This is a genomic window from Brevibacillus brevis NBRC 100599 (assembly GCF_000010165.1).
GTDB lineage: Bacteria > Bacillota > Bacilli > Brevibacillales > Brevibacillaceae > Brevibacillus > Brevibacillus brevis_D.
In genome coordinates, this window is the sequence record NC_012491.1 from 4,939,870 (window position 1) to 4,957,113 (window position 17,244).

16 protein-coding genes are annotated in these 17,244 nt (G+C 49.1%); 1 reads left to right on the forward strand and 15 read right to left on the reverse strand.

The window, feature by feature from the left end; translation table 11 throughout:
- Positions 1 to 53: 53 nt before the first annotated feature.
- The 9 genes from BBR47_RS23400 to BBR47_RS23440 form a co-directional block, all read right to left on the reverse strand.
- Positions 54 to 1,199, reverse strand: coding sequence for a GNAT family N-acetyltransferase (locus tag BBR47_RS23400; protein WP_015892910.1), 1,146 nt, complete (start codon positions 1,197 to 1,199; stop codon positions 54 to 56).
- Positions 1,192 to 2,526: a F390 synthetase-related protein gene (locus BBR47_RS23405; protein ID WP_015892911.1), complete on the reverse strand. Its 1,335-nt coding sequence runs from the start codon at positions 2,524 to 2,526 to the stop codon at positions 1,192 to 1,194. Before BBR47_RS23405 ends, BBR47_RS23400 begins: the two co-directional genes overlap by 8 nt.
- A complete protein-coding gene (locus tag BBR47_RS23410) occupies positions 2,514 to 3,365 on the reverse strand; it encodes an MBL fold metallo-hydrolase (RefSeq protein ID WP_015892912.1) in 852 nt (283 codons plus the stop codon). The genes BBR47_RS23405 and BBR47_RS23410 overlap by 13 nt, the downstream gene beginning before the upstream one ends.
- Positions 3,355 to 4,356 (reverse strand): NAD-dependent epimerase/dehydratase family protein, encoded by a 1,002-nt coding sequence (locus BBR47_RS23415; RefSeq protein ID WP_015892913.1) that lies wholly within the window; start codon positions 4,354 to 4,356, stop codon positions 3,355 to 3,357. The genes BBR47_RS23410 and BBR47_RS23415 overlap by 11 nt, the downstream gene beginning before the upstream one ends.
- A 15-nt stretch (positions 4,357 to 4,371) precedes the next feature.
- Positions 4,372 to 5,547, reverse strand: a complete 1,176-nt coding sequence (locus tag BBR47_RS23420; protein WP_015892914.1) for an ATP-grasp domain-containing protein — start codon at positions 5,545 to 5,547, stop codon at positions 4,372 to 4,374.
- Positions 5,537 to 6,532 (reverse strand): beta-ketoacyl-ACP synthase III, encoded by a 996-nt coding sequence (locus BBR47_RS23425; protein WP_015892915.1) that lies wholly within the window; start codon positions 6,530 to 6,532, stop codon positions 5,537 to 5,539. The genes BBR47_RS23420 and BBR47_RS23425 overlap by 11 nt, the downstream gene beginning before the upstream one ends.
- 145 nt (positions 6,533 to 6,677) lie before the next feature.
- Positions 6,678 to 7,373: a response regulator transcription factor gene (locus BBR47_RS23430; protein WP_015892916.1), complete on the reverse strand. Its 696-nt coding sequence runs from the start codon at positions 7,371 to 7,373 to the stop codon at positions 6,678 to 6,680.
- The gene (locus tag BBR47_RS23435; protein WP_015892917.1) at positions 7,370 to 8,827 is read right to left on the reverse strand and encodes a sensor histidine kinase; all 1,458 of its coding nucleotides are present in this window, start codon (positions 8,825 to 8,827) and stop codon (positions 7,370 to 7,372) included. Before BBR47_RS23435 ends, BBR47_RS23430 begins: the two co-directional genes overlap by 4 nt.
- A 26-nt stretch (positions 8,828 to 8,853) precedes the next feature.
- Positions 8,854 to 9,759, reverse strand: coding sequence for a hypothetical protein (locus BBR47_RS23440; RefSeq protein ID WP_015892918.1), 906 nt, complete (start codon positions 9,757 to 9,759; stop codon positions 8,854 to 8,856).
- A gap of 174 nt (positions 9,760 to 9,933) precedes the next feature.
- Here BBR47_RS23440 and BBR47_RS23445 point away from each other — a divergent pair, with 174 nt between their 5' ends.
- A complete protein-coding gene (locus tag BBR47_RS23445; RefSeq protein WP_015892919.1) occupies positions 9,934 to 10,812 on the forward strand; it encodes a proline iminopeptidase-family hydrolase in 879 nt (292 codons plus the stop codon).
- Positions 10,813 to 10,862: 50 nt separating this feature from the next.
- On the opposite strand, the gene BBR47_RS23450 is transcribed toward BBR47_RS23445, so the two are convergent.
- From BBR47_RS23450 to BBR47_RS23475, 6 genes are all read right to left on the reverse strand, one after another.
- Entirely contained in the window at positions 10,863 to 11,159 is a 297-nt protein-coding gene (locus BBR47_RS23450; RefSeq protein ID WP_015892920.1) for a hypothetical protein, read from the reverse strand.
- Positions 11,160 to 11,238: 79 nt separating this feature from the next.
- On the reverse strand, positions 11,239 to 13,248 hold the full coding sequence (locus BBR47_RS23455) for a peptidoglycan D,D-transpeptidase FtsI family protein (RefSeq protein ID WP_015892921.1): 2,010 nt from the start codon (positions 13,246 to 13,248) through the stop codon (positions 11,239 to 11,241).
- An 11-nt stretch (positions 13,249 to 13,259) separates the two neighbouring features.
- Positions 13,260 to 15,311: a penicillin-binding transpeptidase domain-containing protein gene (locus BBR47_RS23460; RefSeq protein ID WP_015892922.1), complete on the reverse strand. Its 2,052-nt coding sequence runs from the start codon at positions 15,309 to 15,311 to the stop codon at positions 13,260 to 13,262.
- A 174-nt stretch (positions 15,312 to 15,485) separates the two neighbouring features.
- The gene (locus tag BBR47_RS23465; protein WP_015892923.1) at positions 15,486 to 16,178 is read right to left on the reverse strand and encodes an FHA domain-containing protein; all 693 of its coding nucleotides are present in this window, start codon (positions 16,176 to 16,178) and stop codon (positions 15,486 to 15,488) included.
- Between the two features lie 200 nt (positions 16,179 to 16,378).
- A complete protein-coding gene (locus BBR47_RS23470; RefSeq protein ID WP_015892924.1) occupies positions 16,379 to 16,708 on the reverse strand; it encodes a cupin domain-containing protein in 330 nt (109 codons plus the stop codon).
- A 183-nt stretch (positions 16,709 to 16,891) separates the two neighbouring features.
- Positions 16,892 to 17,167: a DUF2277 domain-containing protein gene (locus BBR47_RS23475; RefSeq protein WP_015892925.1), complete on the reverse strand. Its 276-nt coding sequence runs from the start codon at positions 17,165 to 17,167 to the stop codon at positions 16,892 to 16,894.
- Positions 17,168 to 17,244: the final 77 nt, after the last annotated feature.

The window sequence follows — 17,244 nt, forward strand, 5'->3', positions numbered from 1 at the left end:
ACATGCAGTGTACCTGACGGTTAGTTCGATGAGGGTCGAAGTGTGCAAAAGATTTACAGTCTGTACTTCTCCACCAGCTTGATCCCGATTTGATTCAGCAAGACAGCGAGCACCTTCCAGACCGCTCGACGATAAAACGGCAAATGTTTGACATACACCGCTGTAAATTCCGGCTCTCCCTCGGCTCCTCTGTCCGCTTTGAATGCACCTACACCCGCACTTTGATGGAGCAGAATGCCCTTGCACTGTGCTTCTTGTACCAAGAGGCACGATAGCATCCGATACAGCCCGGTCTCTTTGGGGAGAGTCGTATCATATCCGAATAGCGGTGTCGTCATCACACCATTTCGTTCAAAATAGCCAAGAATGCCGTCCAGCTGTCCGTCTTTTTCCAAGCCGATGAGGGTCAATGTCCTCTTTTGCATCGCCAATCGGACGAACTCCACCGAAAACTGTGGATTATGCCGGGAGTATTTATCCAGATACAGCGCGTTGTATAAAGCAACGATTCGCTCGACATGCTGTTCTCCCAGCTCCTCATGACGCAGGATACGATAGCCCGATTTGGCAAGCATTTTTCGATCGCGGTTGAGCGTATTGCGGACCCGCCACTTGCCCTGTGCGGGCCAGTCGGGATGAAAGAGGTATACGTAGCGGCTGGGGACCATGAGATAGCCCTTTTCTACGAGCCCCTTGTGAAAATCCGGGTACAGCCTGCGGCAAACAGATCGAAACGCGATGATGTGACTAGGGAACTTTTGGATGCAGCTTTCCGTGATGTCCTTCACTTCCTCTGCACTCACATCATGATACAGATTCGTCGATAACAGCCAGTTGTTGACGATAACCATTTTGTTGCATTGGCTTTTTTTCATCCAGCGTCCAAGCCCTGTAAGTACAGTCGACAGTGCCTGCCTCAGCACCGCTGAATCGAGCATGCCTAGCTCTTCCTTCGCATACGTCACGTAATGGGTAAACACCGAACTGACATACGAATTGTCGTACTCGTTATCGTTCACCGTTATGGGCATGATCCGATCACCTACACGGAGTGCATCCATCCGCGTCTGTACATTTTGTACATAGCGGGATGGTTGTTCCGTCATCATGGACAACAAGTAGCTTTTGACGTAGTCTGCATCCTGCGCCTGTTCCCAAGTGATTTGCCCCGCCGAAGTCCCTTCATACCATTCAATCAATGGCCTGCTCACCTAGAACAAACATCCTCTCTACCCGCCGCAATTTTTTCGTACCGAGATTCAACTCGTACGGTGCAAACACAATCGCAGGCAATTGTCCTTGCTGATCGGCAATGACTCGCTCAAGACTTTGGCGTACTCGTTCCTGCTCACGCATGGACGGTCCTTCCCCATCCTTCATGAGTAGTGCTAGCTCAACTTGCTCGTAGCTTAGCTGCCGTACCGTATACTCTTCAATCGCATCAGACGAGGTAATGACGGCACGCCGGATGAAATCAGGAAAGACCGATATCCAACGCGCTTCGTTTTCATGGCGAAAAACAAACAGATCATCTGCCCTGCCCTCAATCGATTCCAGCGCCATAAACACCGAGCCGCATGGACATGGTGTGCGCTTTTCCGTCAAAATGTCGTTCAATCGATAACGGATAATCGGCTGTGTCGTCCGGGAAAAGTCTGTGATGATCGGAAAGAATCGCTCCTTTTTCTCATCGAGATATTCCTTTTCCACCACCACGAGGTCTTCATTGACATGCAACGTTCCGTGTGAGCAGCTCGCCGCAAGCAGACCTTCTGTGCATTGATAAATTTGATGCACGATCTGCCCGAATACTTCTTCGATGTATATTTGATCCAACGGGTCCAGCACTTCCGCCACCGAGATTACCTTGATTGGAGATATCCGCAATTTCCCTTGACGCTGGGCAGTCGCGAGCATTCTCAACATCGAGGCTGGCGCAACCAACACCGTCGGCTGATACTGATTCAGATGTTCAAGGTGCTGATCGAGCGGTATTTGCAAATCAAAGAACGAGAATTGAATGCGACGCCTGTTGACCGCTGTATACAGGTTGCTATTCGCTCGCAAGAAAAAAGCAATCCGATGCGTCGACCATAGCTGACCAGGCAATGCTTTCGCCAAAATAACCCCTGCCCATTTCGCCTGCTCCTGCGGTCCCACGAGAAAAAGCCCGCGATTGCCAGATGTCCCAGAAGACAAGCCTACGGTCACACCGTTTAATTGGGGAGTGAAATCGCGTGTCGTTTCTGCTTTCAGTGCAATCGCAAATGCTTCTTCCTTCTTGATCCCGCACGTATTCAGCTCGTCAAAATGGTCCATCATGCTCTTTTTATCAATCGGCTCCATCTGTCTCCAACGTTCTGGCGTTCCCAATCTCTTTCGGTAAAAAGGAGAGGCTGGCAAAATGCGAGTCAACATTGCTCTGACCTGCGCTTCTTGCCATTTCACCAGCTGCTCACGCGAGGAAAACCGACGGGCAAGCCACTTCGTTTTTGCATACTGCTTCAAGATCGTCATGATCTCCATGTGAACGCTCCTCTGCTGGCCTGCCAGACTTCCCCGCAGTGTGTCGGCATGATTTTCATGTCGGGACGTTGGCGGGATAGCACATGCAGCCTGTGCAAATGCTCGCGATACGCCTGTCGATCCGCCATGATCAACATAGCCAGCGGATGAGGCAACAGGTTGCCGCGATAGGCCTCACTCGACCAGGCAGCATCCGCGCACAAAAATACATCCCCATGATCCCGATCACGCAGGAACACACCAAATTGCCCGATTGCATGTCCGTTCAGATCGACGATGTACAGACTCTGATCCGCAAACAAATCGTAGCCTTCGGTGTATGGCGCGTAAGCTTCGGGCAATGCTACAAGCTCTCCTCGATCAATGAAAGTCACCCGTTCTTCGAAATCGTCAGGCATCAAATCAGGCAAGTACGCCTCCCGCAGCGCCGCCCAACCCGTCTTTCCCTTCACGTGATTGTAGGCACTCTCGAAGCAGTATAGTCGCGCATGCGGAAAATCACGCAAACCGCCGATATGATCCGCATGAAAATGGGAAATGAGAATACCTGCTATGTCTGTCGTTTGGATTCCGCGTGCTGCGTGCTGCTCAGCAATACTCTCGTGCGCCTTTGAGAATACGGGCGTTAATTTGCCGTACAGCGAATAAGGAAGCTTGCTCGTGGCTTCAAAAAAGCGCTGTGAATAGCCCGTATCAAAGAGCAGCAAGCCGTGGACGGGATGCTCGATAAGCCCTGCGATGGCGTGAAACGGAATGTTTTTCATCCGGCCGCCCTTTCGTGAAAACATTTCGAGCTGCTGGCAGTAGCCCGTGTCCATCAGCGTCAGTTTAACGTCCATCCTGCGTCCTCCACCATTCTGTAAAGGTCTCGATGCCTTGGGCAATGCTCACCCGTGGTTCATAGCCCAGATCGCGCTTCGCCTTTGAGATATCCAAGGTTTGTGATTTGGCGAGCACACCGACCGAGTAACGTGTCAAAACCGGCTCGCGATAGCCCAAAACGGTCTTGGAGAGTGTCTCCAGCACCCAAGCCGCGGCATACGCCTTCCAATATGGCAGCTCGCGCGTTTTCAGCGGAACACCCAAGCGCCGAAACACATCTGACAACACCTCAATCATTGTCACGGGCTCCCCATTTGTAATGTTGTAAGCCTGTCCCAATGTGTGCGCTGGAGAATCCATACACAAGATCAGCGCGTCCACGACATTTTCCACATAGGTCAAATCAATGATCGCCTTGCCTCCATCGATCAGCGGAACGAATTTCTTTTCATTGGCGCGGATCAATCTGGGAAGGATGGCATTGTCTCCTGGGCCAAACAAGGCCCGCGGACGAATCGTGATCGTCGGTAGTCCTGCAAGAAACGCCTTGTCGACTTCCAGCTCCGCCTGGTATTTCGTTTGTGCGTATGTATTGGCAAACCGAACGGGCATCGGTTCATCTTCGCGGATTCCCAGCTTGTCGTCAAAAGCAAAATAAATACTTGGCGTCGATACATGGACCAGACGCTGGATGCCGTGCAGCTTGCAGCCCTCGATGACATGAATGGTTCCTGTCACATTCGTCTCGTACATGTCACGGTACGTTCCCCACGGGGAGGAAAAAGCAGCAGCGTGATGCACGATATCCTGATCGCGGCAAGCCTTCACCATGGCTTCTCTGTCTCTTAGGTCTGCCCGAAGGAATCGAATGCCTCGCTCCTGCAATAGCTGGCCGATTCGCTCGTCTCGTCCTTGCGCTGTTACGTCATAGCCCATTTCATGCAGTCGTGTAGCCAGCTTCTGTCCGAGAAACCCAGTCGCCCCTGTTACTAGAACTCGCTTGTTCATTTCTTCCTCACGTCCTTACGCCTCTTCTCCGTTCCATTCGATATCGCTCGTACTGCAAGCAATCATGCTTTTTCCCGTTCGAAAGCTCTGCCAAGCCAAATCTGCCAGCATGGAGAACTGATCAAAAAAAGGTCGTGGATCATCCCACCTAAACAGAACATCCCTTGCAGAAAGCAGGTCGCTCACCCAACGTTTTGCCTTCTCTCCATTCGTCATGCCAGCAAGGCCGTATGTCAGCATCGCCATCCCTAGCATGCAAGCTTGTTTTCCAGCAGGAAAAACGTTTTTTCCCCGATCAGAAAAATAGGCAGTAGCCGCGTCGTGCTGTCCTGTAAACAAATGCACACCGCTTGTCAGGCGTGGATTGCACTCAATTACATACAGTTCTCCCTGCTCATTCTCAATGAAATCAAATGCGATTTGTCCACGAAACGTATGCCGTTGCACAAAGCGACTAACAAAATCTCTTACCTGTGGATGGTCTGAATAGGCAAAGTAAATCGAGGCACCCTGCCCTGCTGTATGTGTGGTTTCGTAATCGGCGTACAAGGTGAGCTGTCCATCCAGAGCAACCGCGTAGCTGCACACCTGTTTCCCTTTTATAAACTGTTGGACTAGCCATGGTTGCCCAACTGTCGGTTCGGGCAGTGTGGACTGCCCTGCCGCAGATGACGGGTCTGCCACGATTTGTACATGAGCTGCGAAGCGAGAATAGACGGGCTTCAGCACCACAGGTCCTCCTGCTTGCAGCATGGCCTCCCGCAATTGAGCCGAAGATTGTACCCGAACCGTATGTGGGACCAGTGCTCCCACCTCGCGCGCCATTTCGGCAAAAAGCCATTTGTCGTGCAACGAACGCAATACCTCGATTCCTTCCACTAGCACTTCACCATAGTCAAGCAATTGATCCCGCCCCTGCGATACGTAAAAGATCTCCTCGCAAGTCGGGATCAACAGATCGATACCCTCACGCTGCATGATTTCACACAGCTTTTCGATATAAGCATCGGGCTGCTGTCGGGGTGGAGGCACTTGGTAGGAGCGCTCTACATAACGAGAGTGCTGGCAAAGATGTCGCCCCGCACTCTCCGCTACAATCACTCGATGTCCCGCAGAACCCAGCAAGCGCGCCAGCTCTAACGTAGCTGGAGCTCGTCCTCCTGTCAGCAAGACTGATTGTTTAGTATTCAAGCACAATTCCTCCGAGAGACAAGCCAGCAGATGTGCCCAACAGCATCAGGTGATCGCCTCGCTGTACCCGATTTTGCCCAATCGCTTCATGCAGCGCCATCGGAATCGAAGCTGCAATGACATTTCCATGATCCGCCAGAATGTTCACCATTTGCTGGTCGCTAAATCCGAGCTTGCCTGCCATGATCCGCATCGCCATCCCACTGGCCTGATGAGGAATGACGGTACGGATTTGCTCCTTGGTTACAGAGGCTGAGGACAGCAAACGATCCACGAATCCGGTAATCAGCTGCGAGGTCAGGCGAAAAATTTTCCGTCCGTCCATATCAAATGCAAAGTCTGCTTCTCTTCCTTGCGCAAATTGTCTCGGGTGGATCAACGTGCCGCCACCCCTTATTTCGGAATAATGCGCGCCTTCACTATATGTTTTCATGCTAGAACCCAAGATGCGGGAGCTTTCTGTTTCTGGCGTCCTGCCGATGACAACAGCCGCTGCCCCATCTCCGAACAGCACGCAGCTCTCTTTTTGCTCCCAATTCAAACCTGCGGAGGATATCTCTGATGAAATGATCAAGACTCGCTCGTAAATACCAACCGCCATCTGGCATGACATCACATCCAGCGCAGTAACGAAGCTGAGGCATGTCGCATTTATATCAAAGCAGGGAATGCCTGATTTGCTTAGTTGAAGCTCTTCTTGAATCAAAGCAGCCGTGCATGGGATTTCCTGCTGCGCCGTCCCGCTTGCACACACGATACAATCGATCTCGTGAAGGGAAAGTCCCGCCGCTTCCAAAGCACGCCTAGCAGCGATGGCACCCATCTGTGCTGCCGTTTCATTCGTCACAAAATGTCTGACGCTTACCCCGGACTTTTTCTCTACCCATCCAGCCGCAAGTCCCAGCTTTTCTTCCAGTTCTGCTGCTGTCACTCGCCGAGTCGGCAAGTATTTCCCTGTTCCGAGGATTTTGATTTTTCTCTCCATATTCTGTGTCTCCCTTAGCTCGCATTCCTACACACTATTCGACATCTGCCATTTATTTTACCTAAGTTTGTCGATTTATGGGAAACAGAATAAACACTTGGTACGAAATACCCAAGTGTTTATGTATGCTGCATTTCTTCTCCCACTATAGTAAAAAGCGATAACCGACACCCCACACCGTCTCGATGTATTGCGGCTTAGCCGGATCACTTTCTATTTTTTCCCGCAGCTTGCTAATATGCACGGTCACCGTCGCGATATCCCCGTACGAATCAAGACCCCAAATTTTTTCAAACAGCTCCGTTTTGCTAAATACCCAGTTGGGGTGGGTTACCAAAAAGAGCAGGAGGTCGTATTCCTTGGAAGTGAAAGCTACTTCATTTCCATTGATATAAACTCGCCTCGCCAGCTTGTCGATGCGAATCCCACGAAGCCTGATCTCCTCTTTTGCCGTAAGCGGTTTGGAATCGGAAACGAGACGGTCGTAACGGGCCAGATGGGCTTTGACCCTCGCTACCAGTTCTCCTAAGCTAAAAGGCTTGCTGATATGATCGTCGGCGCCTAGACCCAGGCCACGGATCTTGTCGATGTCTTCCTTTTTCGCAGAGACGAGCAGGATGGGAATATTTTTGACTTTCCGGACTTGCTTGCAGATTTCGAAGCCATCCACGATGGGGAGCATCAGGTCTAGAATCAGGAGGTCATACTCCTCTTGCAACGCCTTTTGCAAACCCCTATCGCCGGAAGTAGCAACATCGACCGAGTAGCCGTTTGCCTCCAAATAATCCTTTTGCACCTCTGCAATCACCGTGTCATCTTCAATGATTAAAATGTGCTTCATTCCGTGTTACCCCCGACTCTCTTGATATCTGGCAAGGTAAAACAAATACGGGTTCCCCGTCCGCTCTCACTCTCCACCCATACACGACCACCGTGCCCCTCCACAATTTGTTTGACGATGGCGAGTCCAAGACCGCTGCCTCCCATGGCCGAATTACGTGCAGGGTCCGCCCGATAAAAGCGGTCAAAAATATGGGGCATTGCTTCTTTTTCAATCCCTGTCCCATTGTCGGAGATCGCCACTAGCACATCACCGCTGGCTTTCTCCACTTCCAATCGAATCAGCTTCTCATCCTTGTTCAAGTACTTCAAGCTATTGTCCACGATATTCATGAGCACGCGATGGAGTTTTTCCTGATCAGCCATGACTGGAATCGGACTTTCATTATGCTCGTCATAGCGAATAGATACGCCGTGCATTCGCGGGTCTAGTCGCAGCTCTTCGGCAAACCGTGCCATATAGGCTCGCATATCGACTTCTTCAAAGTGAAAGGGAAGCTTGTTCAAATCCAGTCTCGAGAATAAAAACAGCTCATCAATCAGACGGTCCATCTGCTCTGATTTGATGGCAATCATCTTCATATATTTTTCTCGCTTCGCTTCCGTATCCGCAATCCCTTCCTGCACCGCTTCCACACATGCCTTGATTCCTGTGATGGGTGTTTTCAGATCATGGGAGATACTCGAAATCAATTGTTTACGATTTTCTTCATACTGAAGCTGCAAATGGATAGAATCATACAATCTGCTGCGCATCTCTTCAAATGCTTCTCCCAGCTCTCCCAGCTCATCTTTGCGCTGGAGTTGAACAGAACGCTCCAGATTGCCTTCTTTGATTTCGTTCGCCGCCTGCTTTAAGGCGTACAAGGGTCGAATGATACTGCGTGAAACAAGAAACGTTAATACACCGTTCGTCAGCGCCACAATCGTTAGAAGACTGAGAATCAATGCGCTAAAAAAATAAATGCCTGTCTGCATGTATGGGAAAGAATTCGCAAGGAAGTAGAGCTTTCCTTTCCTCTGATCAGCAAAAGTAAACTCGTACGTATCAAATGTGTAGCCGTCCTGTTTAAACGGCTTCCAGCTATGCATGCGCCCCTGATCCGGCTGATCCTGCAAATAATCAGATACGTCAGCGCGATCAATCGACGGGGAAACAAATAGCACATGCTCGTCCTTTGTGAGAATCAATGCTCCGCCAACTGCTTGTAGCTCCTCATCCGTCTCTGTTAGCAGCTTCTGGTTCGTCAATTGATTGGGAGCGTATTTAGCCATGAATGTGACACCAGCGAACAATTCGTCTCGTTTGTTAAGCGTATCACGAAGGAGCGGTTTGCCTGGTTCTTGTTCTCCCCAAAAGTAATTCGCCAATCCCGATGCCACCAATCCAAACAAAACAAGGGGGATGATAATCATGGCAATATAGGAGAGCAAAAGTCTTGTTTTAATTGACATGTTTCATTCCCCCTTGCAGTCATGGTTTACTCGGAATCGGAATGCTTCGTCCAGTCTTTTCTCCATTTGTTCTTCATGTCCTCGCGGGAAACCTTCTCGACTTGCTTGCCAGTAAGATCGATGCGATCCGGTGTGGTCGTACCCAAATCGGACAAGCGGATATCCAAAGAAAGCTGGAGCTTGTGCTCTTTCCCAGACGCGTCCGTTCCCGACAGTTGTACCACAGCAGTTTGCTGCTGGATTTGATTTTTCCCATCGATCTTGGCGTTCAGCAACACTTGGTCCACTTGGAAATCCTCTTGCAAGCGGGGAAGCTTCACATATAGCCCGTTCTCAGAGGAAGACGCTTCTTGACTATGTTCGACGAGCTTATCGTAAAGAATAGGTCCGGCTGCCTGGATAAATGCCGGAATTTGCTCTTCGGAGAGCTGAAGCGACGTACGCTTGCCTCCATCCGGTAGATTTTCAACGGTCGCGTTTTTTCCGAGATCGCCGAATACCGTAGTAAGCAGCTTATGCATCATTGCTCCGCGTTTGTTATCGGCGTCATTTTCTGGTTGGGGTCTTCTATCCATTTTTTCCATGACCCGATAAATGTTACTATCCCCTTTTTTAACCACAACTTGATCCTTTTCCAGAAAGGCTTGCACGCTTTTCTCGCCCAGCGTGTCTGTAATAGTCGCATCGACATTCCCGATGTGCTGGTTATGATCGATCTTTGCAACTCCCTCGAGTGTGAGCAGCTTCGTTCCGTTGTCTGTGAGTGCTAGCTGCGCGTGGGCCGTCATGCTCTTCGCTTCCTTCGTTTGTTGCAGGGCTGATTCATACACGCCCATCGTCGTGCTATCCGCACTCGCTGAAGTCCCGTATCCCCAAATCAAAGCTCCTGTGATCCCAACAGACAAGCCGATACCCAACCATTTTTTTCGCATGCTGATCCCTCCTAGTCTCATCGAAAGCAACTGTCATCGCTTCCTATACCAGTGATGATAAATAGTAGGTCTAAACATGCTCTAAATCAATTCTAAAAAAAGTGTAAAAACAATTCCATATGCTATATTGAAAGGAAGAGAGATCAGTATGAACCTGAAGTGGAGGCATTATCGATGAGGATGCAAGAAGGCTATATTGAAGTTCCTGGCGGCAGAGTATGGTACAGTCGTGTCGGCGAAGGGGAGAAAACGCCTCTGATCGTCCTTCACGGCGGACCTGGCAATACGCATGATCCGCTCAAATCAACGCTTCACGTCTTAGGCGACGACAGACCCGTCATTTTCTACGATCAGCTGGGATCAGGCAATTCCGATCGCCCGACAGATCTGACTCTTTGGAAAACCGAACGCTTTGTGGAGGAGCTCGCTTGCATCAGACAAGCCCTTGACTTAAAAGAGGTACACATCCTGGGGCATTCGTGGGGCACGATGCTGGCAGCAGCTTATTTGGTGGACGCCAAGCCGGAGGGGGTACAGAGCATCATCTTCTCCAGTCCATGCCTGAGCGCAGAGCGTTGGAAACAGGACGCAGATCGTTTAATCGAACAATTGCCAGTAGATACGCAACAAACCATCGCCACACACGAGGAGCAGGGTACAACTGATTCACAAGAATATCAGGATGCCATGAAGGAATACTACAAGCGCCATGTGTGCCGCCTTGATCCAATGCCAACCGTTATGACAGAAAGCCGTCCAAAAGCGAATAAAGAAGTGTACATGACGATGTGGGGACCGTCTGAGTTTTGCCCAACAGGGAATTTGAAAACATTCGACTACACACCCCAGCTGCATCAAATCAACATCCCTTCCCTGTTCGTTTGCGGCCGCTATGATGAAGCGACACCTGAATCGACTGGTTATTATCAGTCTCTGGTGCCAAAAGCCGAACTCCATGTCTTTGAAAACAGCTCGCATGTCGGCTATCTGGAAGAGACAGACGAATACGTGCAAGTCATCCGCCGCTTTTTGCAAAAAGCAGAGTCGAAATAAAAAAACGGAAAAACTTCGTATCACCGCCGATGCGAGTTTTTCCGAACCTCTCATTCTTTTTTTAAGTAAAGAAGGAAATTAAGGATGTTTAACCCTACAATGATGAAAAACATATAGGTAGACATATCGTCTCCACCTAGGTTCAATTCATCAGCTATATAACCCATCATCATAAGATTCGTTCCAGAAACGGTTACTGAAATTGCTGAAATCATACTCAGTGTGAATCCATTGACAAGATTACCTTTTTTCTTTTGAAGCAATATAGCAACGGAAATAACGACTAAACTTATGATAAAAGTAATCATAACGAATCTTAATAAATCGTTTATCTCCACCCCTGCCATAATCATCCCCCTAATCTGTCAAATGGCTAAATGAAGCTGTCCGAAGTAGATCCTCGGCAGAATCACTTCGAACAGCTTGCTATTTCAATCCGATATGCTTGTCATACACTTCGTACACGGAACGTGAAATGATCGCGGCCGATCTTCCCCCATAACCACCCTCAGGAACGATTACGGCTACTGCCAGGACCGGATCGTCGACAGGCCCATACGAAATGCTGACACCATTCGTAATGCGGGCGTGCATTTTCCACTTTGTCTTTTTCTGTCCTGTTTTCTCATCTGTCACCGTCACTGGTACATAAATGTCTTGTTCAGATGTACCTGTTTTTGCTGCTACCTGAAACGGCATTCCCGCATACGCGCGGACTGCTGTTCCCCCCGGTTTCGTCACCATCACCATGCCTTGCTCTAAAACATCCCAATACTTATCTGGGTGAGGAAAGGTGCTCATGGTTTTTGACGTGTACGTTTTCACCAGGTTTCCTTTTGCGTCTGTGATCTTATCTACCATCTGCGGCTGCAAACGTACACCTTTATTCGCAAGTGTAGCCGCATACTGTGCCAATTGCATCGTCGTCGCCCGAACTTGCTGTCCGAAGGAAGCCTGCACCATCGATGCTAGTGGACCGTAGTTTTCATTCATCACTAAATAGTCTTCTTTCCCCTTGTTTTCATTCGGCAAATCTACACCAGTCTGAACGCCTAATCCGAACGCATGATAGTACGATTGCAGGACGGACGCTGACTCTTTTCCTTTTCGACGGGACAGCTCCTCCCCGATTCTCGCCATATATGTATTCGATGACTTTTGCAGGGAAATCGCTGGGCTAATCATGCCATGCGCTTTGGAACTGTCGTTCTTAATCCGATCCGTACCACGTCCATAGTGATACACACCTCCATCATTCCAACGATCGGAGGGAGTAATAATGCCTTCCTGCAAACCGAGCAATACCGTAATCGGCTTGATGACAGACCCAGATGGCACAATTGAACCCGGGTGCTTGTAGCCCTCCTGGATGGCCGCCTCGCCCTTTAATGGCGCTGTATTGTATGGGGCTTCCCGAATGGTTCCATTCGTTACCGCCAGCTTAATCTGGTCATACATTTTTTGATCCGGTCCCTCAATCCATACGTTTGGATCGTATTCAGGATAGCTGACCATCGCGACGACCTTGCCTGTCTTAACCTCGACTGCCACGACATATGCTCCCTTTGCCCCCCTCGCCTCAGGGATGGTTGCACGCAGCTTCGGAAGAAACTCTCGGATCGAATCCCGGATACCTAGCTGTACCCGCTGATCAATGGTGAGATACACATGATTGCCCGGGACGGATGGAACTTCCTCCACTTGCTTCACAACCGTCTGATTTGCTGCGACCTCATACATCCGGTAACCGTTGCTCCCGCGAAGCTCGTTTTCGTAAGACAGCTCAATCCCATCGAGCCCGACTAGCTGGTTCGGCAAATACCGCGTACTCTCATCCTTGTAGGAGGCGAGCTTCACATTTTCAGCAATATGAAAGGGCCGGACATATCCAACCGCCTGTACAGAGATTTGCTTCGGATCGTATTTTCGGATCGGTTTTGTCACTACCTCAATCCCCGGCAGATCGCCACGATGCTCACCCAGTACCGCGATTTCTTTAGCCGTCAAATCCACCTTCAGCTCTTTCTCCAAATAGCGCGGCAATTGTCGTGCCGCTTCCACGTACTTGCCATTCTGGTAGGCATAGCCGACATCCATCTTTTTTAACAGTGTGGCCTTTTCGAGACTCAGTATTTTCTCCAGCTTTTCCACCAGGTCAAAGTACGCTTTCTTCTCCATGATCTCTTGTTCACGAAAGACGGCGAGATGAGAAGGCCGACTTTCGGCAATGACATATCCGTTGCGGTCATAAATGTTTCCTCGCATAGCGGGAATGTAATCTTTTTTGTACGATCTGTCTGCCAGCTCATTTGCATAAATGCTCCCTTGCTGGATTTGAATTTGCGCCAATCTCAAAATGATACCCACAAACATCAGAAATACGACGATATATACGATTTGCAGTCGTTTCACACGATCGTTTTTTGCTTCTTTCATACTTGCTCTCCCTAATTTTTCAGTGCCTTCGTGAAGATCCGTTTGATACGTGCATCGAGTACATGACTGCCACCCCGACCACGGACATCCTCTATCATCATGGTAACCAGCAAACGCGGATCATCTACATTAAAAACGGCGTACCATCCGTTTTCCAACCCAAGCTCGCCTTTTTTCTGTTTCAGCTCAGCAGTTCCAGTCTTACCCGCCATGCGAATACCAGGCACGCGTGCTCCTCGACCGGTACCACGCGGGTCTTCCATAACCTGTATCAAATACTGCTTCACCGTGCTCGCCACATCGGCAGGTATGACATTCGTCTTCCAATACCCATCTTTTTTGTCTCCCTGCAACAGAGATGGATTCACGATATTCCCGTCATTTGAAAAAGCGCTGTACACCAACGCGAGGTGAAGCGGCGTCATCGTTACCTCGCCCTGACCGTAACCGGAGTCTGCCAATTGAATCTCGTTTGTGAAACCTTTGTTATACAGCTTCGACTTTTCTAGTGGATATGGAATCGGAAGTGCTTCATGGAATCCTAACAACTCGCTCTTTTTCACGAATGGCTCCTCCCCAATGGAGAGCGCCGCTTTCGCAAAATAAATATTGTCGGAGTACACCAATGCTTTTTCCAAATTGACAGGTCCCCCGTAATCGCTGACCCGCGTTACCTCGTATCCACCCCAGGACACATCCTTTTGCCAATGCAGTCCGCGGACGTGGATACTATCCGCAGGGGTAATGGCGCCTGTCCCAAGGCCAATCGCTGCCGTAATCGGCTTGAAGGTGGAGCCCGGCGCAAACCCGCGCGCGAATCGATTGAGAAGCGGCTTTTGCGGGTTTTCATTCAGTTGCTTCCATTCTGTAGCCGACATCCCAAGCACAAACGCATTCGGATCAAAGGACGGAGAATTGACGAGAGCCAGTATTTGCCCTGTCTTTGGTGAGATGGCCGCAGCCGTGCCTGCTTCGTTTTTCAGCTCCTGGTAAATGGTCTGCTGTACTTCTGCATCTATAGTTAATGCCAGTGGCTGTCCATGCTTGGCCAAGCGTTCCACCACGGTCTTTTTTTCTGTTCCCTCTGCATCCGTAATGACGATACGCCCACCTGCACTCCCTCTTAGCTTCTCCTCAAAAATCTGTTCCAGTCCTGATTTTCCAATCATATCGGACGTTTTATAGCCCTGATCCTTTCGCTTCTCGTACTCTTCCTGATTGATCGCTCCTACATAGCCAACCAGATGGGCCGTCGCGTCCTGATAGGGATAGTAGCGGACTTTCTTTTTGTGCAATTGGAGCCCTTCTGTTTTTTCTAATTGTTTGATGCGTGCATCGTCCTGCGGCAGCGTAGCGATCCGGATAAACTTGGCCGACTTGCTTGTCGTAGCCTGGACCTTCGAGGTGAGGTCATCCAACGGAATTTGCAAGAGCTTGCTGACCGCCATTTTCCCGGTTTGTGACGTCTGGCTCCATTGTCCCGGATTTATCCCGATATCTATCACGACACGCTCTGTTGCCAACGGACGCCCTGCCCGATCCGTGATTTCACCTCGTCTGGGATACATCGTATTGGCTCTTACTTTGTCCCCTTCTTTCATTTCGGGAAAAATAAAAGTAGGATTCCAATGAATGTACCAGTCCTCCAAGTCGTTCTGCGTTTCCTTGACAAGCTTTGCTTTCCCTGTAAAAGAAATCGGTTCGACAAAGGTTTCCATCGTCAGCCGATAATGAAAGTTGATCTGTCCATCCTCACCTGGCATGACGTCGCCATTGTACATCGGCTCGACCACAATCGCTTTGGCCTCGACTCCTCCGTAAATGTTTTGGTAACGCGAAACGAATTCTTCTTTGCTGATAGTCTTTTTTGTATGTAAAGAAAGCTGCTCGTACATGTCAGAGAACTTCTGTTCTTTCCATTTTGTCGTATACGCTGTGAATGCGGCCTTTGCCCTCTCACCATCCGACTGCGTGGTGTCCTTCCAAAAGTCCCAGAAAAGATAGAAAAACCCCGAAAGAACAACGACAAAAACCGTCCAAAATACTATCCATGTCTTTTTCACTAGGCATTCACCTTCCCTACCACACGATATTACAGTCAGATACCATAATATATGGAAAAAAGATGATGGCAGGATGAGACTATTCTCATAGTACGATGATAAGTGTCAGATAGTTACATCAAATGCAATGCAAAAAAACACAGGAAATGCATCCTGTGTCTGCCGTACTGCCTACTATTCTTCCCACATGTAACCAAAGCGCGGGATCGTGGTGACATTCTCGCTATATCTACCCAACCGCTTACGCAAGCGATAAACGAGCGCGTTGATCTCGGCTCGTCCAACATCGGGAACGCTACTCACCGTATTCAGCAACCGCTCTGGCCAGACGAGTACCATGATTTCCTCATAGCTGACCGCCTGATTCGCACGTTGGTACAAAAGCATGAGCAAATCCATATCTTTTCCGGTCAAATGGATTCTTGCGCCATCGAGACGGATTTCCCTGCGCTCCAGATTGATGACCAAGCCGGAAGTGGAGGTGGTTTCTTTTGGATTCATCAAAGGGAATGAGAACTCCCGCGTCACATCCATCTCGCTACCCTCTGCGAAAAATATCATTTCGACCACGCCTTTGGCCAGCGTAATATGATCACCATGATAAAGAAAATGGGGTGCTTGCTGTATCGGCATTCCGTTTACTTCTGTTCCATGCTTGCTTTGCAAATCAGAGATCGAATATTGATTATTGATTTTCCTTATCACTGCATGCCTTCTGGATATATACGGACTGGAAAAAGCAATGTCTGGTTGTAATTGATTGCCCCGTCTCCCAATCGTACACTCTTCCTTATGTAGAAACTGACGCTTTTGAAGCTGTTCGGGGTCTCCCTTTTTAATCAATACATATATGCCGTCGTCCAACATTCATCACCTCGAAAAGAGTTGGAGCTATCATCAGTATTTATTACAGTACAAATTACGCATAAGTCAACACTTTTCTGAACATATATTAATAGCAAAAAAGCCGCCAATTGTCCAGCCCAACGAAAATGACCGGTCGATTGACAGCTCTATATCATCGCTATCCACAAATGAATAGCGCTCGATTTTCTATGTTGATCGTCTTAGGAGCAGCGCTTGAGAGCAGCAAATTTTTTCGGTTCAATCGCCAGTAGATGACAATCGCCATTCGGGATAAACAGCTTGTAGGACACTCCCTTTGGTACAACGATAAACTCTCCGGCTTCCACCCATATGTTACGCTCGTGGTACATCAGCAGCAGTCTGCCTTTGACGACAAATAGCAGTTCATCTTTTTGCTCATTTTGTTGCCAAGGATACTCACCTTGCAGCTTCTCTAGCTTAATAGACGTATCATTCATCTCTCCGACAACCAGAGAGCTCCAGGAATCTTGCAAGCGTGATAAATGTTGTGCGACGTTCACCTTTTCCATGATGATCCTCTCCCCTTTGCACTCTACGATAATATAATTTGCAGGAGAGAGACATAGTAACGAAATGATAAATCGTCTCATAAGGAGATGATAAGATACTGAAATTTCTGATATAGTAAACAAAAATAGGCAGTTACCCTGAAGGCCTGCCCGTTAACTAGACTGTTCATCTTTATCGTCTCACTATTCTGTCGTGCCAAACCGTTTGGCGTTTCTTGCGCGAGCTCGCTCGATTTCGACTTCTCGATTGCGTGGGTCTGCATTCGTCACGAGCGAATCCAGGAGATTTTTCGCAACAACGGAGACCTCTTGGACCGCACGATGAAAAGCCTCTTCATTGGCCTTCGAAGGCGTGTTGAAGCCCGAGAGCTTTCGCACGAATTGCAGGGCTGCTGCTTGAATCTCATCTTCTGTCGCAGGTGGGTCGAAGTTGAATAAGGTTTTGATGTTTCGGCACATCGCTTACACCTTCTGTTCCCTTTTTTGTATCATTCTACTATACGTAAGCAATGAATCGCTAGGTTGTGCTGATTGTG